Source organism: Mucilaginibacter sp. CSA2-8R (assembly GCF_038806765.1).
Classification (GTDB): Bacteria; Bacteroidota; Bacteroidia; order Sphingobacteriales; family Sphingobacteriaceae; genus Mucilaginibacter.
In genome coordinates this window covers 1,896,458-1,920,254 of sequence record NZ_CP152389.1, presented here as the reverse complement: position 1 = coordinate 1,920,254, position 23,797 = coordinate 1,896,458, and the positions used below count along the sequence as shown (strand labels likewise).

The window sequence follows — 23,797 nt, the reverse complement described above, 5'->3', positions numbered from 1 at the left end:
CAAATTAGTTACGCTGCTACAAAGGCTTTAACAAACTCAACAAATCGCTTTGTGAAAGTTTACTAACCGGATTACCCGTACTAATAAGGATATTGGTAAGCTCTTTTTTACTCTGTTGCAAAATCATCATCTTCTCTTCAACCGTGTCAGGGCAAATCAGGCGTACGGCCACCACATTCTTTTTCTGACCGATGCGGTAAATGCGGTCGATAGCCTGGTTTTCGATAGCCGGGTTCCACCAGGGTTCCATCAGGTATACATAATCGGCAGCAGTCAAATTTAGTCCGGAGCCGCCTGCTTTGAGGCTCACTAAAAATACCCTAACTTCGTCGTTTTCCTGAAAATCGGTTACTACGGCTTCGCGATTACGAGTGCTGCCGGTTAGCATGGTGTAACGGATATCTTGTTTCCTCATTTCCTCACCAATCAAATCAAGCATCCCTACAAACTGCGAAAACACCAGGATTTTATGCTGGTGCGATTTGCTATTGATCTGCTCCATTAAAGTGTCAATTTTTGCTGATACCTTGCCCGGCAGCTTTTCTCCCTTAATCAGCAGTGGCGAATCGCATATCTGCCGTAAACGGGTAAGCCCTTTAAGCACATGCATCGACTTTTTGGGCAACTCCTCCTGCGTAGTAGCCGATATAAACTCCCGGAACTCTTTTTCGTAGGCATCATATACCTTGCGCTGCTCATCCTGCATGGCGCAGTATAAAATCATTTCCGTTTTTTCTGGGAGCTCGGTCGCTACTTCATCTTTGGTACGACGTAGGATGAACGGACGGATTTTTTGCTGCAGCTCGTAAGTGCGTTTATCTACCTTAAATTTATCAATCGGTTGTGAGTAAATATCTTTAAAGTATTGCCGGCTGCCTAAAAGGCCCGGACAGGCAAATGATAACTGGCTAAACAAATCGAACGTATTATTCTCAATGGGCGTTCCGGTAATAGCTATCTTATTACGTGATTGCAACAGCCTGACCGCTTTATACCGTTGCGACCCCGGGTTTTTAATATTCTGCGACTCGTCTAAAAACACATAATTAAAGTGGTATTCTTTAAGGTAGCTGATATCGGCCAGCAGCGTACCGTAAGAGGTTATCACCAGTTCATAATCCACAAGATGATCTACAGACTTGATACGCTCGGCGCCATAAATAGTATGCACCTTGATGGATGGCGCAAAACGCAGCAACTCGGCCTGCCAGTTAAAAATGAGCGATGTGGGAACCACAAGTAAATTCTTATTATGGCTTACTTTTTGGCGCTGCAATAATATGAAAGCTATAATTTGTATGGTTTTACCCAGGCCCATATCATCTGCCAGGCAACCGCCAAAGTTAAGGTCGTCTAAAAAGTTAAGCCAGTTTAAGCCTTCGTGCTGGTAGTGGCGCAACTCTGTTTTTAATCCCGGCGGTATGGCTACCATCTGGTTAAAATCAAAGCCGGCTAATTTTTCGCGATAGGTTTCGAGCTCGTGTTTTACCTCTTCATCGAGCATACCATCATCATACCACTCGGTAATGGCGGTGTAATTTGTTTTGGCGGTTTGCAGCGTATCATCACTAATAATTTCGCCGGCATTAAAATATTTAGAAAACTGCTCAATCCACTCTTTAGGCAAAATGCCTAAAGTGCCGTCGTCCAGTTGCACAAACTTAGTTTTATTGCGGATGGCTTTGTGCAGATGCTTTAATGAGACTTTACGCTTACCGAAGCGGGCGTTAATAACCGTATTAAACCAGTTTATACCGCTAAGCACCTTCACATCAATTTTCACCTTGTGCGGGTTAAGGTTGTTGCCGCTAAGCTCGTTAAATCCCAAAATGGTAATATCATTGGCAAACCACTCTTCAAACGCATTTAAAAACCAATTCTCATCTAAAAATCGGCGTTTGTGCAGGTAAAAATATTGCAGGTCATCAGTTAATTGCTCTTCAAAATAATGATGTTGCTTGAGCAGCATGGCCGTAAATTGCAGCTCAGCACTAGTATCCCTACGCACGGTAAAATAATTGCCATTTGCATCAATGCCATGTATGGGCTTTTGAGTGCGTATAGGTATCTCAATTTCGCCATAACGCATCACCGGCACAATCATTACATGGCGGCCAAAATCAGACAGGTAAATTATTTTTTCAATGGTTTTGTAAAAACCGCTTTCGGTGATTTGCTGCGGTGAGGCCTCAGGTATATGATGGTAGGTTACGGCAGTGCGCTCCTCCAGCCCGCTAAGTACCTGCGCCCTGAATTGTTCGAAGCGCGATTGATGCACCAATACCTGCTTACCTCGGCGGCTAAAAAACTGGATAGCACCCAACATCGGCATATCTTTAGCTAGGTAAAGTGTATCATTCACCTCAATGAAATAACCAAACCGCAGCTGCAAATCGGCAAGCTCGTGATATTCATCGTCAATTTTGAGCGTACCCGAAACCGAGTAAAACTGGCCTTCCTTGCCTACATTTAACGAGATACGGTTTTCGATTTTGCCGAGTTTAACCGGACTAAGAGCAGCAGACACCACTTTTTCTGATACCTCCGACCGATGCAGGTAGCAAGGTATGTTTAATGGGTTGGCCACGGCTGCTTTAAGGCTGTTTAACCCAGAGGCAGTTACCTTACCATCCATGTTATTTTGAAAACGCGCCACAGCCGTAAAAAACTTGATTTCCAGTGCGTCATCGCTTTCCCAAACCAGCTCCAGTGCGTTTAAAGGCAGCAACGGGTTTTTAACCCGCCCTTCTTTACTAAAAGCCGCATCGTACAACTCTAAAACTAATTGCTTGTAATATTTATGCTGCCGGATGACCAGGCACTGCCTTAACTCAGCTTCGGTATCGGCTACCTTCGGTGCGTCTGGTTGTAACAGCAATTCGCGGATAGCGGCCATGCTCATGCGGGTTACCGGCAGCAGCGCCGTTTGCCTGGGCTGGGCCGTTACCTTACCATCGGCATACAACAACTCGAAAAACTGGTCGGGGTCGGCTTCATGCTCTAAACCGTAATCGGTTGCCAGCTTAAGCAGTCTTTGCCGGCGCAGCCCGTCGTCAAAAAACTGACGGTATTCAATCTGATAAATCAAGGTGTGCAAAGCCTGTACCCGGTGGCTGCATAGCTTATTTTCTACTTGTTTGCAGGTGCAGGTTAGCTGCATTTGATGATTTAGCTGCTGTACGCCAACCGTTACCGTGCCCAAAGTTGATGTAATTACAAAAGTAGCCTCATTTAGCTGCAAACTATCCGGCGTTAGCTTGTACAGAACATTAGCTGCTCCTTCGGCACTATGCTGTGCTATCAGCACCTCGTTTAACTGGTTAAACGAGCAGGCAATGGTGTACAATCTCCCGGATGATTCGGGCTTATGACTTTTAAAATCAGACGACATTCAAACGATAACGATATTACAACGTGAATATGAGCAACGATATAAAAAAGGCATTAATCGCTATAACGGTCGTTACGCCACGGGTAAGCAGTGTTAGAGTAACCGCGGTCTTCCCAAAAACCTAGTTTATCTTCGGTTAAAAATTGAATACGTTTTATCCATTTTGCACCTTTCCAGGCATACAACTGTGGCGTAATCATGCGCACAGGTCCGCCATGCTCTACCGGCAAGGGCTGCCCTTCGTAAGTATGCACTAACAGTACATCAGGCTTCAGGGCTTCTTCTAAAGATAGGTTGGTAGTATAAGTATCGTAACCATAGCAAAGCACGTGGGTTGCGTTTTCTTTAGGATGCACCAAGGCCGCTAAATCTAAAAGGCTCACGCCTTTCCAGTGCATGTTTAGTTTAGACCAAGTGGTTACGCAATGAAAATCAGAAACATCTTTAGTTTGCGGCAGGTTCAAAAACTCTTTCCAGGTTAAGCGTACAGGGTTTTCAACCGCACCATCAATGGTTAAACGCCACCGTTCGAGCGGGATATTGGGCTGATAGCCCAAATCCAACACCGGCCATTTGCTCGTAGTGGTTTGCCCTATGGGTACCGATGGCATACCGTGCCGGTTTATGGCACCCGAACCCTTAGGTGCATCGTCAGCTACCGAAGGCGTGGCTTTCATTTTTTCTTCAAAGCGAGCCTTTAGTTTCATGCGCGCCTCAATAATCCGGTTTAGCTTTTCTTCGTCGTTCATGCAACCTGTGTTAACTATTAATATTGCTTTTGCTAAACAAAAATACGACAACTGCTATTCACTTTTGCAGAAACTAAACTATTACTATATGACATCAGTAAAAGCCTATGGCGCACCAGCTGCCGACCAGCCGCTTGCTCCCATCAGCATAGACCGCCGCGAACCGGGGCCGGACGATGTTGAGATTAAAATTTTATTTTGCGGCGTTTGCCACTCCGATATCCATACTGCCCGTAACGAATGGGGTGGCACAGTTTATCCTGCGGTACCCGGCCACGAAATTGTAGGTAAGGTTACCCGCGTAGGCCAGAACGTTACCCGTTTTAAAGAGGGTGATACTGTCGGCGTGGGTTGCTTTGTAGACTCGTGTATGCATTGCTCTAACTGCGAGCACAACTTGGAGCAGTATTGCGAAAATGGCCATACCCAAACCTATAACTCTTTGAGCCAGGACAAAACTTACACCACCCTTGGCGGTTACTCCAGCCATATCGTGGTTACACAGCATTTTGTACTTTCGGTATCTGATAAATTACCGCTCGAAAAAGTGGCACCATTGCTTTGCGCAGGTATTACCACCTACTCGCCTTTACGCCATTGGGGTGTTAAAGCCGGTGATAAAGTTGCGGTGGTTGGCCTAGGTGGCCTGGGCCACATGGCGGTTAAATTAGCATCATCAATGGGTGCCGAAGTAACCATGCTGAGCCGCTCAAAAAGCAAAGAGAAAGATGCTACTGAATTAGGTGCACATCATTTTAAATTAACCACCGATAAAGATACTATGGCCAGCCTGGCTAATAGTTTTGATTTTATTATCGATACCGTATCGGCCCCACACGATTACAACGAGTACCTAAACCTGTTAAACACCGATGGTGTGATGGTGTTATTAGGCGCTCCGCCAGAGCCGACGCCGGTAGCTGCATTCCCACTGATTCTGGGTCGTCGCAGTATCGTTGGTTCATTAGTGGGTGGTATTAAAGAAACACAGGAAATGCTTGACTACTGTGCAGAGAAAAACATTACCTCGGACGTGGAAGTGATTAGCATTGATAAAATCAATGACGCTTATGAGCGTACACTGGCAGGCGATGTACATTACCGTTTTGTAATTGATATGGCTTCATTGTAAACCGCTGTTAAAATTGCATTTAAAGGGTGCTCCATAATCGGAGTGCCCTTTTTCACTTTTGGGCGGCTGTTAATTATCAACCTTAAATCAGAACTTTACAACAATCGCATTAATCCTTCGGGATAAAGCCTTGAAACAAAGCCCGCCAAGGGCTGTTAGGTATAAAATTTTTGACCTATGAACAACACGAAGAAACTACTGATGGTATGCCTGCTGTTTAGCGCTGCAATGGTTTCGTGCGGCAAGAAACCGCAGGAAGAACTGGTTAAAACCTGGCAGGTAAACGGCGTAGAAACAGAAACTAAACTGCCCGAATCGGTAAAAAACGCCATCATCGCTAACTCTAAACTAACTTTTACCAAAGACGGCAAGTACACTACCACAGGTGGTATTGGCGCAGATCAAGGTACTTATGTACTTGACTCAGACGGCAAAAACTTATCAACCACATCAACTGCCGGCAAAAGCAATGAGCAGTATGCCGTTAAAAAGTTGGACAAAGACAATCTTGTATTAATCAATAAAGGCAATACCGTTACCTGCATTGCCGTAAACTAATATTATTATGGGCTTATTTGACGAAGTAACTAAAGCTGTTGAAACTCAACAGCAACAAAACGATTATAACGCTGCACTTAGCACCGCAGGTGTTAGTGTAGAAAACTTAAAAGTGCAGGATGAAAATGGTATACTAACCATTATTGGTACCGTACCCAATATGCAAACTGCAGAGAAAGCTGTGGCGGCCTTAAAATCGCAGCCTGGTGTAAAGGATGTAGTTAACCTGCTGGAAATGGAAGACCTGACGGCACAAAACATTAAAATGAAAATTGCCACCAAAGAGTCGAACCTGAACATCAGAAAAGGGCCGGGTACAGAATATGATATTGTGGGTAAAGCATCCCATGGGTCTGCCGTACAATTGATTAAGCGTATGTACAACAACTGGTATTATATACGTACCGACAACGGCATTGAAGGCTTTTGCGCTGCTAATTTTTTAGAGCAGATGTAATTAACCATCTTTTTCAAAAAACGAGGAAGGGCAATGCGGTCACCGCATTGCCCTTCCTCGTTTTCAGTCCCCCATCATTTCGAGGTACGAAACAATTATGGCTTTGTCCAATTTATTTGCTTTTCATAGCAATCACACCAGCTTTTAATCCTTTAGAAGCTACCTGTAATTGAATATTACCGCCTTTTTCGGTAGATTGTACTAAAACAACTAACTGACCACTAAAGGCTTTCATCTCAGGATTCTGGAATGGCTGCAGGTTAGTGGCATCTCCATTGGCTACTGCCTTAAAGCTACCGGCACCGTTAACTTTAAACGTTAGCTGGTTAGTAGCCTCGGGGCATAGGTTACCGGCAGCATCGCATACTTTGGCAGTAACAAAGGCAATATCTTTACCATCGGCATCAATGGTCTGGCGGTCAGCTGTCAGTTCAATGTGATGAGGTTTGCCAGCAGTTTTTACCTGCTGCTCGGCCACAGCTTTACCTTGTGCATCATAAGCAACTATTTTAATGGTGCCTGGCGTATATTTTATATCCTTCCACATCAAACGGTAACGGGTTTGGTTGTTGGTATTGCTTTTGGTTTGCTTACCCATGCTTTTGCCGTTTACAAATAACTCGGCTGATGGATAGTTGGTGTAACAAAAAACAGGTGTTACTTCACCCTCGCGGCCAGGCCAGGTCCAATGCGGTAAAACATGCAAGGTTGGCTGGGTGGTATTCCAGCGGCTGCGATACAGATAAAAACGATCTTTTGGCAAACCAGCCAGATCCACAATACCAAAATATGAACTATGTGATGGCCATTTTTCATCGTAGGGCGTTGGCTCACCTAAATAATCAAAGCCGGTCCATACAAATTCCCCTATCACATACTGCAGTTCGTCCTGCTTTACAAACTCATCGTCCGGCACCTGCGACCATGGGCAAGCTTCAAAGTCGTAAGACGAACTTTGATTATCGTTGTACTTTTTTTCTTTATAAAACTCAACCGGGAATTTATATACGCCTCTTGAACTAACGGTCGAAGCGGTTTCAGAACCTAATAGAAATCCTTGCGGCAAACGATTATAGGCATCATTGTAAAGTTCCGGCTTATAGTTAAATCCCGGAATATCCAGTATCGAGGCAAAGTTATTTTTCATTGAGGCCTCATAGTGGTTCAATCCGGCAGTTACCGGGCGGGTTGGGTCTTCGCGATGGCAAATGTCTTGCAGGTACTTCGCTATCTTATTGCCACCTTTGGTATCCTGATCAGGTATCTCATTACCGATACTCCACATCACTACGCTTGGATGGTTCCGATCACGATGAATCATGTTTACCATATCGCGCTCAGACCACTCATCAAAAAAGCGGCTGTAACCGTTTTTAACTTTAGGTTTTTTCCATTCGTCAAATGATTCTACCATCATCATAAAACCCATCTCATCGCAAAGCTCAACCAGCTCAGGAGCCGGCATGTTGTGCGAGGTACGAATGGCATCGCAACCCATATCTTTTAATATAGCTAATTGCCTGCGTAATGCCGATTTGTTAACTGCGGCCCCTAACGGGCCTAAGTCATGGTGATTACAAACCCCTTTAAATTTACGGTAAACGCCGTTTAAGGAGAAACCTTTTGCCGATTCGTATTTGATGGTACGGATACCAAATTTAGTCCGGTATTCATCTACCACCTGCCCATTGTCATACAATTTAGTAACAGCAGTGTACAATGCAGGCGTTTCTGGCGACCATAGATGCGGAGCTTTCACAACCGCTTCTTGGCTAAACATGTTCTGGTCTGTTTCGGTAAGCGTAGAGGTGGCTTCTCCAACCTTTTTGCCTTGTGAGTCTTGTATTTCGGTAACCAGTTTAAGTGGTTTATAGGCAGTTCCCGAAAAATCTACACTAGTTTTGATAGCAACTTTAGCAAAGCCCTGCTCAACCACAGGTGTAGTAACATAAGTACCCCAAACCGGGATATGGGCTTTGTTGGTAACTACCAAATGCACATTACGGTACAAACCGGCACCAGGATACCAGCGAGATGACTCGGGCTTGTTTTCGAGGCGTACTGCCAAAGTGTTTTCGGTACCGGCATTTAAATATTTACTGATATTAAAGTGGAATGAATTATAGCCATATGGCCATATGCCAACTTCTTTGCCGTTTACAAATACCTTGGCATTGCTCATGGCACCGTCAAATACCAGTTCGGCAGTTTTGTTATTATTAAACACAGGCACTTTAAGCTTGAGGCGGTACCAACCGGTACCAATAAAAGGCAAACCCCCCGTCCGGCCCGATTTGAGTGTAGCCTGGGTTTCGCCATTCTGCTCTATTGCAACAGTCTGTGCATCGTTATTTCCGCTAAACGGACCAGTGATGGCCCAATCATGCGGTATGGTTACCTGCTGCCATTTAGAATCATTGAGCGATGTTGTAGCACCGTTTTGCACGTCGCCTTTAGAAAACTTCCAGCCTTTGTCTAATAAATACTCGGTACGGCTTTGGGCTTCAGAAAAAGAGGTGTTCAACAAAAAGAGGCCTAAAAATGCAGGCACAGCAAGGATGCTTGTTTTATTCTTCATTAAGTGTGGTTTAACCAGTAAAACTGCAATAGTAATTGGCTGTAATATTACAGCAATTAAAACAATTTTGAGGTTTAACCGGGTAATAAATTATAAAACGGCCTGCGAGTTTAAGCTAAACGGTAATACAAAAACAACGCAAACACACCCTTGCTAACCTGCTTACCAAACTTTATTTAGTAATGCTAATGAGCTGTGCTCGGTTTCAAAGGTGTACTTAAATTCTGGAGAAAATCTGTAGATAAATTAAAAGTTAATGCAGTTGCCTATATATGTCCAGATAATCTTTATTAAAACTCCATCGAAAATTGTAAACCAAGCGTGCCTGTGCTGTAAGACGGCAATAGCATAGCGCTTCTGTTCTTCTTTTTGCGCAGCTCAGTTGGCACATCACTTTTCTTTTCATTCTCTTTTGGCTTAAACAGCGCATTACGAATGTAAGGGTATAAAAGGTAAGCTCCTTTAGTAGCCAAAATACCAACCCCTGCGCCGGCTATCACATCGCTCAGCCAATGATCCTGGTGATAGATACGAAAAATACCCGTAGTAGTAGCGAAGGCATAACCTACTACGCCGTAGTAAGGAGAATTGCCACTTAGCTCCTGTGCCATAAATTCGGCTCCGGCAAAGGCGTTAGCCGTATGACCCGAAGGAAACGATAGACGATCAGCACCGTTAGGACGTAAACGATGTGTACTTCTTTTGAGGGTTCGCATTGCTATCTGCAGCATACCTTGTGACATAGCGTAAATAAGTGTACGGTCGATAAAGGTATTTTTACCATGTACGCCTACCAGGTTAACACCATAAGTAATAATGATGGGGGCATACTGAAAATAATCTTCAAGTGTGGTGTTGGTGATGATGTTGTGATCACGGGCTTCGCTATAAACATAGCGGTCAAATTTACGGAGCGGTTTGGCATAAAACGATAACACACCGTATCCCACTAATGCTGCAGGCGGAATTAAAGCGGCGGTTTTACTCCGCAAATGCGGTACGGTATCCGGCACGGTAAGTAAATCCTTCTTTAAGGTATCAACTACGCTTACCTTGGGGGTATCGGTTGCTACCTGTGCCTCTGTCTGTAAACTAAATAATAAGACGAATAAGTAAAGTATTTTTTTCACAGTATAAAATGGATGTAAAAAGCTGTATAACAAAATTGTCTATGCGAACTTCGCAAACAACCCCGGTAGTGTCAAACAACTATAATACACTTGTGCTGTACATTTTGATTGTGAAAATTTAACTTTGTTCTAATATTGTTCTAATTTACTGCAGCTATTATAAACTTATTTAATACAAAATACTATCAATCAATATATTCCTGAATTGAATATATCGATGATTAATAGCACACGCTATAAATCAGATTTTACTTTACTGATACTCTCCGTATAATCCAGAATTAACTTGCTCCAGCCCATTTTTCCGGCATTGCGCAATTCTTTCTTTTTATCATCCATTAACTTCTTGATGCGCGAGCTGTACGTCCAGCAAGTACTTTGCCTGATGGATAATAATTCAGATAGTTTATGTGACGATATTTTGCCTTTGGTTGAGTACAGCAAAAATATCATGTAAAAAGCTTTATTGATAGGTATACGGGTATTCTGCAACACCGTGTATGCAATGGCCGACTCATCGTAACCACATTTAGAACAGCGGCGGCTAAACGGCAGGTGCCCGGCGTTGTAGTGCGTATAACTGCACTTACGGCAATGATAGCCTCCCTCCCATTTTAAATCGGCCAAAAATTTAAAGCAAGCTTCACGGTCTGGATAAATCCGGCTAAACTCTTCGTAATCTACCTCTGCCGACATTACCCTGTCATGAGTAACCTTTTCTATGTTATGCTGGAGGGTGATGTTGTCTTTTTCGAGCAGCACGTTCATCCTCGATATTTCTTCGGTTTGATGCTGCAAAAGAATATTTACTGCTTTGAGCTCTGCATTTTGCTGATGAATTACCTGTGATTGTTCAATCACTTCGCGGGTGCGTTCAGATACCTGCTGTTCAAGCATTTTGTTCAGGTTATCTTTCAGTTCCTCATTTTGCTGTAATTGTTTAATGGTGCTGCGTTGCGCTTTATCCTTTTTCTTTTTCAGCAACCTTACTTTATCGCCTATGGCGAAAGAAATAAAGAGCATCTCCATAATAAAACAAACACTGAGGCTGTAGTGTGTAACCGGCCCAAAGGGTAACCAGGCTACGTTAAGGGCAATCATTACTTTGATGATAAAGCCAATAACTAAAAACGAATACCCAACCACAAAAAAGCGGGCCGGCCGGTACCCCTGGTATAAAATACGGCAACCGGTAATATAGGCCAATAACAGCGGTACCAGCTCTACAATTTTGTAGTTAAACCAGCTGCGATTAAAAATCAAACAAATTAAAAAGAACACAGACCGCAGTATAATTACTGCCCATATTATTTTATTGAGCCGGCGCGCCTTGCCTTTAACGTATAACAGACTTTGCGTAAATAGCAAGGCAAATATACTTGATGAATACAGGGCTATACCATAAGCATACTGGTTCCACCCGGAGGCATTGGGCCAGATGTATTGGTAGGCAATACCATCTGTACACATTTCGTAAAGCCCTATACTTAGGTTATACATAATGTAATACAAGTACTGTATCTGCCTCATTGCAAAAAACATTACCAGGTTATACAGGCTAAATACGAGTATCATGCCGTAAAAAATGCCGAAAAAGAAGTACTCATCAAGCGCATAATGTATAAACCACCCTACCGAGCGCAACACGATGATAATATTAACAGGCTGGTGCGAATGCACACGAACGTAATAGGTGGATGTGCCGCCTGCATTGTTAGACACATTAACGCCAAAGTTTTTATGCTGAAACAGGCGTTGACCGAATGGCCGGCTGGCACCCATATAATTAGCGGTGTAACTACCGGATTTATTAGCCGAGTACACCACAATATCATCAATAGTTTGATCGAAAAACTCGAGCAGCCAGTTGTTTTTTGAGCGGGTATTGTGAGCAATAACAATGCGGTACCAGTAGTTGCTTGAGGCATTGGAGGCTACTGGTGTATTTATTTTACTTGGCTTAAATAGCTTACTTAGCTTAGCCGCCGATACTTGATTAATATCAAGTTTTCGGGAAGCGTCTTCTAACTGATAAATTTCGTTGTAAGAAAAGATATGCTGGTCGGTAGTATCAACCAACGAAACTACTTTTTGAGCATTGGCATTTAGATAATTAAAAAAACAGCATATAGCCAGCAAGGGCAATATTTTGCGTAAAAATTTTATCACGGTTAGCAGTAAATTAGATTACCCTGCAAATAAGTGCCATAGCTACTTAGATGCAGGGTTTATAATTGGTTTCTGCCTGTAAAAATATTACTTTTTTACATTCAAACCTAATGCCTGTATGTAACCGGTATTGGCCGTACAATTTTCAAACCTGGCATTGTTTAATATGCTGTAAATAGCCTTTTTGACGCTTGCCCGGTTTTTAGGTGCAGCTTTACGTATTTCCTCAAAACTGCTTCGGGGCTTCTCGGTATATTCGATAAACTCGTCATATCCTTCTGGTTTATTAAAACTCATTATGCCGGCTGTATTATCCATTTTTTTGTATGGCCAGTAATGCCATCCTATGTTATTTTTTTCGAGCATCTCTCTAAATGTTTTTACCCACTCGTCTTTATTTTCCCCGGTTTCTCCCACATAAATAGGCACATTATATTTATTCCTGAAATCAATATAATCCTGTACAACCTGCACGGTAGGATCGGTCCAGTATTTATGAAAGGTGTAAACCAGTTTGCTGTCAAACGGTGGCCCGAATGGCTTAAAATTGCTATCCCATTGTGCACCGCCTAAGAACAAAATATGGTTATTATCAACAGTACGGATAGCGTGCGTTATCTTTTTATACAGCGGCTCGAGTAAGGGATTAAAGTACTCAACATTAAAATAATGAGCAATAGGCTCGTTAAGCAAATCGTAACCGATAACGGTACGCTCGTTGTTGTACCGGGCTGCAATACGTTTCCAGATATCAATAGTAAGTTGCTGACTTGCGGCATGCTCAAACAAAAAAGGATAACCATAACCATCATCTATATTGTCGCCGGTTTGGCCGCCCGGGGCGCAGTGCATATCCAGCAAAACGTAAAGTCCTTCCTGCTTACACCATTTAATTACCCGGTCAAGCAACTCAAAGCCATGGTTGGCATCGCTCTTGCCCAGATACTGCTCTTTGGTAAACAGCTTATAGTTAAATGGTATTCTGATAGAATTCATCCCCAACGATTTGAGATAATGGATATCAGCGCGGGTAATATACACGTCTAAATATTTAAGCCAGAAAGCCTGAGTTTCTTCCGGCCCCATCAATTCAGAAAAAGCTGTATTAATAAGTCTGGGTGAGCTTATATTTTTGAACTTAAACATATAGCCTTCGGGCACCAGCCAGTTACCTAAATTAGTGCCGCGCATTAAAAAAGGCTTTCCGTCAACACCAATAATGTCTTTACCTTTTACCGAGATGAACTTTTGGGTTTGTGCTTGTACCGTTGCATCGAGTAATATAACAGCTAAAACTAATGCTATTTTGAGTTTGTTTATTTTCATAGATAGTAATGTTCTATGTTGATTAATTCTGTTAATTAAACAGCACCTTAACTTTACACTGTTAAAGAGCTGCAATTTTATTGCTTTTAAACCAGTTCACAATCTTTTGCGTTTCTTGCGGATAAATGGCAATGCGGTGCGTACGAACTTCATAAGGCACTAAAGTGCTTTTGCCGCTATTATGTACCGAAATTACGCTTGATGGCTTTTGTGGCATGTGGCAATTAATACATTGCGCCGTTAAAGTGGCTTTATTTAACCGGTTAGCCATTTTGCAAAAATTATGTTTAGCCTCGCTGTGGCAATTGGTACAATGCTGTGTAAACAATGCGGTTAAGCCGCGTTGGTTATTGTGCGTGTTATGGCAAGTAGCACAGTCCATTTTACTTTTAACAAAACAGGCACTGCTTTGCAGCAACTGCACCTGGTTACCATGCACATCTAACTTATCCGGATTGGTATCAGCGTGGTAAAATTCAGCTTCTTTAAATTTGGCCAGCGTATCGCCAGGTTTAAATGCAAAAGTAGATTTTAACATAGTGCCGCTATTGCCGGAGTGGCAAACGCCGCACATATCAACTTTTTGCGCCCGGGACAGGGTGCTGTATCTGGCTATGTACTTAGCTATTTTTTGTCCGGGATACTCTGTGTGGTAATTAACGTGATTAATGGCCGGACCATGGCAGCGTTCGCAATCAATGCTTAAAATCATGGCTTTGCGGTCTAACTCCACGGTACGATTGAGACTTTGTGTTACCTGTGGCAGTTCTTTAGCGTACGAACTATGGCACTCAAAACACCGGGTACCAATTACACGGCTAAAATCGGCATAACCGGCCTCATAACCCGGGCTATTACCCCAGGCGTGTATGGCATTGTAGTAGGATACTGGGAGTTGTAATACCTGCTTATTTTTCCAGTACAGGTACGTTTCGGCTTTAACACCACCAAAAACAATATCAAACGGATGCTTCTCGACAGGTTTATCATGAACATACTTTACCTGGTACAACGTTTTACCTTGATGCTTCATCACCACCTTTACGCTATCGCTCAACGGCAGTACATTGGCACCTTCGGTAAAACTACCATGCACGTTATCTGCCGATGCGGCACGGCTGGTTTGATAGTGGGCCGTGTGCAAATAGTTGTTATAGATCGATTTATGGCACTTGATACAACTGGCCGAACCTGCATAAACATTGCCTCGGGCATCGGCGCTTTCGGCAGGTGTGTTACTGATACATTGCGACAAAATAAGTGCAATGGGCACTATAAAAATGCCCATCATTATCGTCCATCTTTTTATTACCGACTTTTGCCCCATATAGCCTGCTAAAGTACCAAAGTACTGATAGAATGCGGCAAGCTGGTAGTTTGCGCAATTTTTCCTTTAATCCATAAGCTGTAAAGCTGCTTTTTGTCCGACTTGTTCATTACCACTACAGCAATCGAACCATCGGTATTTTCGAAAGCGGTAGATTGCAGCACATCACGGCTCGATGAGCTGATGATTCTGCGGGCACCGGGCTTAATAAATTTAGAGAAATGCCCAAGGTAATAGTACATGTTAGTGTAAATCAACTGCTTAGTTTTGGTATTATAATGCACCGGTGCAAAGCAAAAATTACCAACATGATTAGGCCCCCCCTGCTCGTCTAATAATACATTCCAATCCGTGTAAGCAGCCATGCCGTTATTGAAATCGTTAATTAATGAATTACCGTAACGTTCGCCCAAAGCCCAGTTGTTTACGCTGTCTAAATTAAATTTCTCAATACAACCTTCGGTAAACATCAGGTGTTTGTCCGGAAAAGCCTCACCCACCATCTTCAAATTATCAAAACGCATGCTTCCGCCAGTCCAGGTTTCGTACCAGTGAAAACCTATTCCCCAAACATATTTGGCAGCATCTTTATCTTCCAGCACGGTACTGGCACGCTGGTACATTAAATCGCGGTTATGGTCCCAGGCAATCAGCTTTTTACTGCTTAGGCCCTGTTTGGCTAATGTTGGCCCCAGGTATTGTTTTATAAAATCGCGCTCTTCTTCGGCAGTATAGATACAAGACTCCCAGGTTTGCTTTGCCATTGGCTCGTTTTGTACGCTCAGGCCCCAAACGGGTATATCAAGCGCCTCATAAGCCTTAATAAATTTAATGTAATGATTGGCCCAGGCCTGGCGGTACTGCGGCAACAATTTACCGCCGCCTACCAGGCTACGGTTATCCTTCATCCAAGCTGGCGGCGACCATACTGAAACCAGCATAGGCAGCTTACCGCCTGCTGCGCTAATTGCAGCTTTGATAAACGGAATTCGGTACTTCTTATCGTGGTCGACATTAAAGGTTTTTAACTCAGCATCATTATCAGCTATATACCCATAACTCCCGCTCGAAAAATCGCAGCTGGCAATGTTAGTACGGGCCATGGTATAGCCTATGCCTTTTTGCGGGCTATAGTAGGCCGCTAAAAATTCTTGTTGTTGTGCCTTGGTCATCTTTGCAAACACCTCGGCAGAGGCATCGGTAAGTGCCCCGCCTATACCCACCAAGGTTTGAAATCTTTTGTCCGGGTCTACAAAAATGCTCACTTCAGTTTCTACCGGCTGATTATGATCATGAAAATCAAGTGTTCCGGTTTCGGCAAGGCGATAATTTGTATTTTGTGCAGTAGTGTAAACCTTTACTTGTTTACTATTAGCGCTATTTTTGTTAACCGTAGTTTGCGCATAGCCCAGGCCGCTGCATATGGCCAGTAAGGCCAAGGTTAAAGAGCTTATTTTCATGGTTTGTTAACTTTTATTATTGCCAGACAAAAGTGCCTACAGCACCGCCAGCCAAGGTGGGGCTTACCTGCCTACCCTTAAATTTGATGTTAAATGTTTGAGATGTATTACCGGTGTTTAACACCACCAATACCTTTTTACCGTCGGTATTTTTAAATGCAACATTTTGTAAGTTACCGGTGATATTTGAAGCAATACGCACGGCACCGGGTCTTACAAACTTGGAGGCATGTGCAATAATGTAATAAGATACATTACGGCTAACACTGGTACCTACGGTTAAAGCGCCTTTGCAGGTAGTGCAGCCGCCGTTGGTATGAGGGCCGTAATTAGGATCGGCCGCCAAGTTCCACTCCAGCACGTTACGGCTCCAGTTACGGGTAGCACCAATAATCAGATTTTTTACATGCCATTGCAGGTCTCCGCCAAACTCGCCGTTGGAGGCTGTGTATTGCTCGGTGAAGTAAATATTTTTGTTAGGATAAGCATTATGGACCGGCGTAAGCGCATCAATAGAACCAATATACAGGTGAAAAGCCGAACCATCTACATAAGGGTTTGCCGCAGCATCAGCCAATATACTCAATGGATAGTCTGTACGATCGGTATTGTGATCGTAACAAATAATTTTGGTATTTAAACCGGCGGCTTTAAACTGCGGACCTAAGTTGGCTTTAATAAAGGTAGTCTGCTCTCCGGGCTGCATTACCATGGCCGGCGTATTATCGGGGTTTAAAGGTTCGTTTTGCGGTGTTATGGCATCAATGGTAATGCCTTCGGCTTTCATAGCCTGGATGTATTTTACAAAGTATTTGGCATAAACATCATAATACTCTGGTTTTAAGCTGCCGCCCCGGTAACTGTTGTTAGTTTTCATCCAGGTAGGCGCTGTCCATGGGCAGGCTAGTATTTTGATTGACGGATTGATAGCCAATATTTTTTTCAGCACTGGTATCAAATCAGTTCTGTCTTTATCAATACTAAAGTTTTTTAGATCGGTATCAGTAGTGGTGTTAGTTACCTCATCATAAGTGAAAGTGGTAGCATCCAGGTCAGATGCACCTATACTGATGCGCAGGTAACTGATACCAATGTTACCGTTATCGGTACCAAAAAGCTCTTTTAACATATTATCCTTATCGGTGGCAGCTAACTGGTTGATCAGCGTAGCACTACCGCCGGTTAAAGTAAACCCAAAACCGTCAATACTTTGGTAGGCTTGCGTAGTATCTACTTCAATGGTTGAGTTTTGATTGGCACTGGTATTAAAGTTAAGTGCCAGGTTTTGCTGCTTAAAAAGCACTGACTGGTCTGACGTAGTTAGCCAGAAATCAACGTCGGTTTTTACCGGTGTTGTGGGCACCGTTGGCGTAATTACCTCGGGCACTACATTATCTGCTTTTTTTGAACTGCAGTTAATTAATAATACGGCTGCCAGGCTGGGCAGCAATGCCTTAAACAGAATATTTGGACGGTACATAAATAAGTTTATCGGTAAATTACTTGTCAATCATTTTATAATAGCGAACGTAGTCAACATCCATCGTGGCCGGAAAAATATTGGTATCCAGGCCATGGGCTCCTCCCCAATCGCCTCCAAAGGCAATATTGAAGAGCAAGTGAAAGCGCTTATCAAAAGGCCACTCGGTTGACCCAGATCCGTCATTTACGTACTCTAACAGCAAAACGTCATCTACATAGCCTTTGATGGAATAAGGGGTCCAGTCCATCCGGTATAAATGATATTGTGTAGTTACATTATCAATAGTACGGATACCAGTTTTGCCATTATTAAGCTTAAAGTTATATTTTTCGGTATGTGCGCTTACGTGAATCACATTGGGATCATAGCCTACATGTTCCATAATATCAAACTCGCCCGATGATGGCCAGTTGCCGTAGGCATAATCAGTGGGCAAGGTCCACAAAGCAGGCCATGTACCCTTACCGCCGGGTAACTTGGCTTTAATTTCGACCCGGCCATATAAAAAGTCGAATTTGTCACGGGTAACCAGCCTGGCCGACGTGTAACTGCGGCCGCCAAAATCTTCTTTACGCAAGGTAATGCTTAGCTTTCCGCCGGCTACACTGGCGTTGTTGGCGCTATTGGTGTAATACTGCAACTCGTTGTTACCCCAACCGCTGCCACCAACATCATATCCCCACTTGGTGCTATCAGGTTTACCGGTGTAGTTAAATTCATCCTGCCAGAAAGCAGCACTTTCAAAAGACCAGCCCTTATCTACTGGCGGAGTTGGCATAGAGATGTAAGGCGTGGCATCATCGCCTTTGCCCGAACATGAAAAAAGAGCAAGGAACAGTATAGTACTTATGTTAACATATAATCGCATAAAGTGATTGAGTAAAAAAGGCAGCCCGTGTTTCCGGCTGCCTCCATATCATTAAGAATTAATAACCTGGGTTTTGAACCAATTTGGTATTGCTTAACTCATTTAGCGGTATTGGTAAAATTTCGTGCACACCTGTTTTAAACCCTTTGAAGCTTAAAGCAGTAGCTGCCCTACCAGTTCTAACCAAATCAAACCAGCGATGTCCTTCGGTTGCCAACTCTAAACGGCGTTCATTATAAATGTTATCTAACGTAGCCGGAACAGTTGCTAAACCAACCCGAGCTCTAACCGCATTTAACAACGCTGAAGCACGGCTGACATCGCCACCACCCTGAACTAAAGCCTCTGCTTCCATAAGGTAAGTATCAGCCAAACGAATTTCAATGTAATCGTTTGGAAAATTAAGTTCGGTAGTACCTGTTGCTGCTTTATATTTAAGTAATGGCGCAAACTTTTGGATATGGTAACCTGTGCCTTGATAGCTGTTTTCGTAGTTGCTTTTAGTTACTTTAGCTAAGCTATCCATGTTTACAATAGTGTAACCATAACGCGGATCGCCTTTCATGGCTGTAACTAATTGTGTAGTGATTGGGTTAAAACCCCAGCCTCCCCAGTATACAGGTCCGTTATATCCGCGGGCACCAACCATTTGTACGTAAACATTGGATTTAAATTGATTCCAATTATTCCAGCTATAGCTTTGAGAACCGGTATGAACGATCTCAAAAATTGACTCGCTGTTAAACTTATTTTCAGGGCTGAATATAGCGCCAAAATTGGTTAACAACTTATGGTTAAATGGCCCGGCCGAACCTGGCGTTCCGTTTACTAACGCAAATTGCGTAGCGGCGGCAGTCCATTTCTTTTCGTACAGTAACACTTTGCCCAAAAGAGCAATAGCAGCCGGTTTTGTAGCGCGGCCGTTCTCACTTGCAGCAACAGTAGTAGGTAAATCAGCTATAGCTGCATTCAAATCAGATTCTATTTGTGCATATACAGCGTCAGAGGTAGCCTGAGGTTGATTATAAACCTCATCGGGCGATAAAGGTGCTGTAAACAAAGGCACATTTTTAAATAAACGTACTAAATCAAAATAGTAGTGTCCTCTCAAAAATCTTGCTTCTGCTGTATAACGTTTTTTATCGGCATCACTCAACCCCGGAACGTTAGGCAGTTTAGACAAAATAATATTAGCACGGCTTACACCTCTAAAATTATTACCCCAAAAGCCGCCTTGTGGCCCAGAAGCTGGTGTTAAAGTATAAGTATTCCAGTTTTGCCATTGCGGCACATCTGAATTGCCGCCACCACCGGCAAAGCAATCATCTGATGCTGAGTTTAAAGGACCCAATGGGCCTGAGTAAGTATTATCTAAACCTCCTGTTTCTGTAACTAAAGGATCGTAAGCCGCTACCAAACCACTAAAAGCTTCAGCAGAGTTTGAGTAATAATTGGATTCAAGCGACTGCCCGGCTGGCTGAAGCTCAAGAAATGATTTTTTACAAGATACAAAGCCTGCGATGCTAATTAGCAATATGGCGGCACTGTAGTTTAAATATTTTCTTTTCATAAAAAATGAATTAAAGTTTGCGATTAAAATGTGATATCTAATCCTAATAAGAACGAGCGTGACTGCGGATACAAACCTCTGTCTACACCACCAACAATTTCAGGATCGAAGCCATTATATTTGGTGATAGTTGCTAAGTTGTTGCTGCTTAAATAAAATCTCACACGTTGAATATCAACTTTGCTTAATACACTCTTAGGAATGCTGTAACCTATTTGTGCGGTTTTGATGCGGAAATAGGCACCACTTTGCAGATAAAAATCTGATGGATTAGCAAAGTTTTTATTAGGATCGGTATCAGTTAAACGAGGGTAGTTACTGCTGCTGTTGGTTGGTGTCCATGCATTAAGTGCAGCTAACGGATAGTTGGCTTTTTGAATATCTAAGCGACGATATCCTTGGTATATTTTATTACCCCACGCACCTTGTCCAAATATTTTAAAATCAAATCCTTTGTAATTTGCACTTACATTTAAACCGTAAGTGTACGAAGGCAATTGTGAGCCCAGGAAAACACGGTCGGCTGCATCTATGGTACCGTTACCGTTAGTATCCTGGAATTTTAAATCTCCAGGCTTAGCATTGCCTTGAATTTTGTTACCATTTACAGTATAAGCATCAATTTCAGCTTGTGAATGGAACACACCTAAAGTTTTGAAGCCAAAGAATGAACTAACAGGCTGACCAGCTTGAGTACGGAACAATGGATAGCTGCTGTTTTGGAAGCTACCACCGTCTAAAAACGGAGTAACGCCTAAGTTAGTCACCTGATTATGGTTGTAAGAAATGTTACCGCCAAAATTCATTTTCAGATCGCCGAAAGACTTAGTATAGTTAAGCTCTACCTCAACACCTTTGTTCTCAAGATCACCAACGTTGGCCCGCAATGCACTGTTAAAGCCGGCGTATCCAGGCAGTGGTACAAATTGCAGCATGTCTTTGGTAACTTTTCTGTATAAATCTACAGTAACACTCAGATTCTTGAATAAGATAGCATCAAACCCAATATCTGTAGAATGTGTAGATTCCCATTTCAAGTTAGGATTAGCAGGCGAGTTAGGGCTGTTTCCAATAAACAGCTGATCATTGCCAAATACATAGTTGTTACCACCACCAACAACCGATGTATACTGGAATGTATCCAAAGCTAACTCATTACCGATAACACCATAAGAGGCACGCAGCTTGAAAAAGTCAACAAACGAGTTTTTGGGGAAGAAATCTTCTCTGGTAGCAACCCATCCAATTTGTGCTGAAGGGAAAGTACCATACACATTATTTGATCCAAACTTTGACGAACCATCACGACGAACAATACCTGTGAACAGATACTTCTGGTTATAATCGTAATTCAAACGTCCGAAGTAGGAGAAAACATGGTAAGGCTGAGATTCATAAGCGCCACCTATTCTGTTAGCATTAGGCAAAGCGTAGTTAAACGACAATTGTGAATAATTAGCTACTGGTAAGTTGTTATAAGTAGCATTTACGCCAACCTCATCTTGTTCAAAAGCACTGGTACCTACTAAAGCAGTAAAGCTGTGTAACCCGAAAGCATGGCTATATGAAGCTGTGTTATCCCAGTTCCAGGTAAGGTTACGGTTACTTGCCCTGTTAGCACTTTGGTTACTTGTGTTGTTATTCTGAGTGCCTAAGTAATAAAGCGGAGTGTATGACTGACTGCCAAAAAATGCTTGTTTACCATTAATTTGAGTCCTGAATTTTAATCCGGTGATTGGCTCAATTTCTACATAAGCATTACCCAGTATGTTATGTGACCAACCGTAATTACCGCGTTGAGTTTCTAAATAAGCTAACGGGTTCGACATTTCTTGTCCAACATTTTGTGATATGCTGTAAGGCACACCATTGGCATCACGTATTACCGGTCTTGTTTCATAAACGGTTCCGGCTGTGCTACCAGTGTACAATACAGGCGTAGTTGGATCAAGATTTAGGGCAGAACTTAATGGACCACCAAACTCACTGTTGGTGTTAAAATTACTTTGATTTCTGTTATAAACGTAGCTAAAGTTTTCGCCTATGGTTAACCATTTTTTAAGCTTAGCACTGTTGTTAGCTACGAAATTGTAACGCTTGTAATTTGAAATATCAGGAAATATGGTTCCTTTTTGGTCTAAATAAGAGAACGAAATATAACTGGTTGTTTTTTCGGTACCAGACTGTATACTTAAACTATGGTTTTGTATAAATGCACTTTTATTAAAAATAACATCCTGCCAGTTTGTACCGGCTCCCAATGATGCCGGATTGGCATAAGGCAAGGCAGTACCATCGTTTACTGCTACCTGATTTCTTAAAGTAGCATATTGCTCGGCATTGGTAACTTTAGCTCTGGTTATAGGATTTTGATATCCGGCGTATCCGTTGTAATTTAAAACAGGTGCACCTGATTTGCCTTTTTTAGTGGTTACTAAAATAACACCGTTTGAAGAACGAGAACCGTAAATAGCAGCTGATGCATCTTTCAACACCTCAAAAGACTCTATATCATTCGGGTTGATGTTTTCGATACCACCATTTAATATAACAACTCCATCGACAACATACAAAGGCTCGCTGTTATTAATAGAATTAACACCACGAATGCGTATTTGTGCACCAGTGCCCGGCGCGCCAGAACTATTAACAACAGTAACACCCGAAGTACGGCCCTGTAGTGCCTGGTTAACGTTTAATACTTGTTGGTCTTGAATATCACTAGCTTTAACCCGGCTGATGGCACCTGTAACAACACTCTTTTTCTGCGTACCAAAACCTACTACTACTACATCATTTAAGTTAGTAGTTTCTTCAGTCATGGTAATGTTTACCACGCTCTGCCCGCCTATGCCTACGGTTTGAGTAGCGTAACCAACATAAGTTGCTATTAAAGTAGCATTAGGCTGTGTGTTAATAATATAGTTACCGTTAACATCGGTAACACTGCCGGTACTGGTGCCTTGCACTTTCACTGATACACCAACCAATGGCTGCCCGGCTTTATCTGTTACTTTGCCTTTAATAGGACTTTGAGCCAGTACTATATTGGCGGCAATAAAAATAAAAGAAATTAATAAAGTAAGTTTTTTTCTCATAATGTAAAAAGTTGGTTAAAATTTAAAGGCTATATGCTTACGCTATCTGTAAGCACATATCATAAAAGGGTACAAACCTTTACCCGTAATGCCTGAGCAGGTATGCTGTAATCATGTTATATAAATAAAACGTTTTACTGGTTGTGGTGATAATTAGGAACTCACCACATTAATTGGTCTGTAAAGGTATGTAACTAAAAAAGTATCAAACAAATTTATTTTTATAAATATTTGATTTTTAGATAGTTAACCAGTATTTGAAACGATTTAACAACAAGCTTACCATCAACGTTTAGCATTGATAATCAGCAACAAAAGATATATTTTGATTGAAATGCAGAAATATTTTGATACGCTATAATCCGGAGGCTGCTTTACACATAAAAATTACTGTTTTATGCTCCACAGCATCGGCAACCCACTTTAATCTATATAAATTTTCAAGGAAATTAGCGTATCGGCCATGTGAGTATGATATATACCTTATAATGAATTCTCATT

15 protein-coding genes are annotated in these 23,797 nt (G+C 42.4%); 3 read left to right on the top strand and 12 right to left on the bottom strand.

Features of this window, described 5'->3' with window-relative positions; translation table 11 throughout:
• Nucleotides 1–16 precede the first annotated feature (16 nt).
• Nucleotides 17–3,391: a DEAD/DEAH box helicase gene (locus tag AAGR14_RS08195; protein WP_342648099.1), complete on the bottom strand. Its 3,375-nt coding sequence runs from the start codon at nucleotides 3,389–3,391 to the stop codon at nucleotides 17–19.
• A 53-nt stretch (nucleotides 3,392–3,444) separates the two neighbouring features.
• Nucleotides 3,445–4,140 (bottom strand): sulfite oxidase-like oxidoreductase, encoded by a 696-nt coding sequence (locus tag AAGR14_RS08190; RefSeq protein WP_342648098.1) that lies wholly within the window; start codon nucleotides 4,138–4,140, stop codon nucleotides 3,445–3,447.
• A gap of 88 nt (nucleotides 4,141–4,228) precedes the next feature.
• Between AAGR14_RS08190 and AAGR14_RS08185 the strand changes: the two genes are divergently transcribed.
• The 3 genes from AAGR14_RS08185 (at nucleotide 4,229) to AAGR14_RS08175 (ending at nucleotide 6,287) form a co-directional block, all read left to right on the top strand.
• Nucleotides 4,229–5,272 carry an NAD(P)-dependent alcohol dehydrogenase gene (locus AAGR14_RS08185; protein WP_342648097.1) on the top strand — a complete coding sequence of 348 codons (1,044 nt, stop codon included), beginning with the start codon at nucleotides 4,229–4,231 and terminating at the stop codon, nucleotides 5,270–5,272.
• 177 nt (nucleotides 5,273–5,449) lie between these two features.
• A complete protein-coding gene (locus AAGR14_RS08180; RefSeq protein ID WP_342648096.1) occupies nucleotides 5,450–5,830 on the top strand; it encodes a hypothetical protein in 381 nt (126 codons plus the stop codon).
• Between the two features lie 7 nt (nucleotides 5,831–5,837).
• Nucleotides 5,838–6,287: an SH3 domain-containing protein gene (locus tag AAGR14_RS08175; protein ID WP_342648095.1), complete on the top strand. Its 450-nt coding sequence runs from the start codon at nucleotides 5,838–5,840 to the stop codon at nucleotides 6,285–6,287.
• Nucleotides 6,288–6,399: 112 nt separating this feature from the next.
• Here AAGR14_RS08175 and galB read toward each other — a convergent pair whose 3' ends face one another.
• The 10 genes from galB to AAGR14_RS08125 all read right to left on the bottom strand — a co-directional run bounded on the left by galB (nucleotide 6,400) and on the right by AAGR14_RS08125 (nucleotide 23,296).
• The gene (gene galB / locus AAGR14_RS08170) at nucleotides 6,400–8,865 is read right to left on the bottom strand and encodes a beta-galactosidase GalB (RefSeq protein WP_342648094.1); all 2,466 of its coding nucleotides are present in this window, start codon (nucleotides 8,863–8,865) and stop codon (nucleotides 6,400–6,402) included.
• A gap of 290 nt (nucleotides 8,866–9,155) precedes the next feature.
• On the bottom strand, nucleotides 9,156–9,995 hold the full coding sequence (locus tag AAGR14_RS08165; protein WP_342648093.1) for a phosphatase PAP2 family protein: 840 nt from the start codon (nucleotides 9,993–9,995) through the stop codon (nucleotides 9,156–9,158).
• Nucleotides 9,996–10,229: 234 nt separating this feature from the next.
• Nucleotides 10,230–12,164: a 7TM diverse intracellular signaling domain-containing protein gene (locus AAGR14_RS08160; RefSeq protein ID WP_342648092.1), complete on the bottom strand. Its 1,935-nt coding sequence runs from the start codon at nucleotides 12,162–12,164 to the stop codon at nucleotides 10,230–10,232.
• Between the two features lie 87 nt (nucleotides 12,165–12,251).
• Nucleotides 12,252–13,490 (bottom strand): cellulase family glycosylhydrolase, encoded by a 1,239-nt coding sequence (locus AAGR14_RS08155; RefSeq protein ID WP_342648091.1) that lies wholly within the window; start codon nucleotides 13,488–13,490, stop codon nucleotides 12,252–12,254.
• 61 nt (nucleotides 13,491–13,551) lie between these two features.
• Nucleotides 13,552–14,781 carry a hypothetical protein gene (locus AAGR14_RS08150; RefSeq protein ID WP_342648090.1) on the bottom strand — a complete coding sequence of 410 codons (1,230 nt, stop codon included), beginning with the start codon at nucleotides 14,779–14,781 and terminating at the stop codon, nucleotides 13,552–13,554.
• 44 nt (nucleotides 14,782–14,825) lie between these two features.
• Nucleotides 14,826–16,277, bottom strand: a complete 1,452-nt coding sequence (locus AAGR14_RS08145) for a glycoside hydrolase family 30 protein (RefSeq protein ID WP_342648089.1) — start codon at nucleotides 16,275–16,277, stop codon at nucleotides 14,826–14,828.
• Between the two features lie 16 nt (nucleotides 16,278–16,293).
• Nucleotides 16,294–17,757, bottom strand: a complete 1,464-nt coding sequence (locus tag AAGR14_RS08140; protein ID WP_342648088.1) for a glycoside hydrolase family 30 beta sandwich domain-containing protein — start codon at nucleotides 17,755–17,757, stop codon at nucleotides 16,294–16,296.
• 19 nt (nucleotides 17,758–17,776) lie between these two features.
• Nucleotides 17,777–18,628 carry a glycoside hydrolase family 16 protein gene (locus AAGR14_RS08135; protein ID WP_342648087.1) on the bottom strand — a complete coding sequence of 284 codons (852 nt, stop codon included), beginning with the start codon at nucleotides 18,626–18,628 and terminating at the stop codon, nucleotides 17,777–17,779.
• Nucleotides 18,629–18,686: 58 nt separating this feature from the next.
• Nucleotides 18,687–20,198, bottom strand: coding sequence for a RagB/SusD family nutrient uptake outer membrane protein (locus tag AAGR14_RS08130; protein WP_342648086.1), 1,512 nt, complete (start codon nucleotides 20,196–20,198; stop codon nucleotides 18,687–18,689).
• A 23-nt stretch (nucleotides 20,199–20,221) separates the two neighbouring features.
• Nucleotides 20,222–23,296 carry a TonB-dependent receptor gene (locus AAGR14_RS08125; RefSeq protein WP_342648085.1) on the bottom strand — a complete coding sequence of 1,025 codons (3,075 nt, stop codon included), beginning with the start codon at nucleotides 23,294–23,296 and terminating at the stop codon, nucleotides 20,222–20,224.
• Nucleotides 23,297–23,797: the final 501 nt, after the last annotated feature.

What these genes read in the sequence shown, in the direction of transcription:
- AAGR14_RS08195 (WP_342648099.1), bottom strand. Translation starts at nt 3,391, where the DNA reads ATGTCGTCTGATTTTAAAAGTCATAAGCCCGAATCATCCGGGAGATTG.
- AAGR14_RS08190 (WP_342648098.1), bottom strand. Translation starts at nt 4,140, where the DNA reads ATGAACGACGAAGAAAAGCTAAACCGGATTATTGAGGCGCGCATGAAA.
- AAGR14_RS08185 (WP_342648097.1), top strand. Translation starts at nt 4,229, where the DNA reads ATGACATCAGTAAAAGCCTATGGCGCACCAGCTGCCGACCAGCCGCTT.
- AAGR14_RS08180 (WP_342648096.1), top strand. Translation starts at nt 5,450, where the DNA reads ATGAACAACACGAAGAAACTACTGATGGTATGCCTGCTGTTTAGCGCT.
- AAGR14_RS08175 (WP_342648095.1), top strand. Translation starts at nt 5,838, where the DNA reads ATGGGCTTATTTGACGAAGTAACTAAAGCTGTTGAAACTCAACAGCAA.
- galB (WP_342648094.1), bottom strand. Translation starts at nt 8,865, where the DNA reads ATGAAGAATAAAACAAGCATCCTTGCTGTGCCTGCATTTTTAGGCCTC.
- AAGR14_RS08155 (WP_342648091.1), bottom strand. Translation starts at nt 13,490, where the DNA reads ATGAAAATAAACAAACTCAAAATAGCATTAGTTTTAGCTGTTATATTA.
- AAGR14_RS08150 (WP_342648090.1), bottom strand. Translation starts at nt 14,781, where the DNA reads ATGATGGGCATTTTTATAGTGCCCATTGCACTTATTTTGTCGCAATGT.
- AAGR14_RS08145 (WP_342648089.1), bottom strand. Translation starts at nt 16,277, where the DNA reads ATGAAAATAAGCTCTTTAACCTTGGCCTTACTGGCCATATGCAGCGGC.
- AAGR14_RS08140 (WP_342648088.1), bottom strand. Translation starts at nt 17,757, where the DNA reads ATGTACCGTCCAAATATTCTGTTTAAGGCATTGCTGCCCAGCCTGGCA.
- AAGR14_RS08135 (WP_342648087.1), bottom strand. Translation starts at nt 18,628, where the DNA reads ATGCGATTATATGTTAACATAAGTACTATACTGTTCCTTGCTCTTTTT.
- AAGR14_RS08130 (WP_342648086.1), bottom strand. Translation starts at nt 20,198, where the DNA reads ATGAAAAGAAAATATTTAAACTACAGTGCCGCCATATTGCTAATTAGC.
- AAGR14_RS08125 (WP_342648085.1), bottom strand. Translation starts at nt 23,296, where the DNA reads ATGAGAAAAAAACTTACTTTATTAATTTCTTTTATTTTTATTGCCGCC.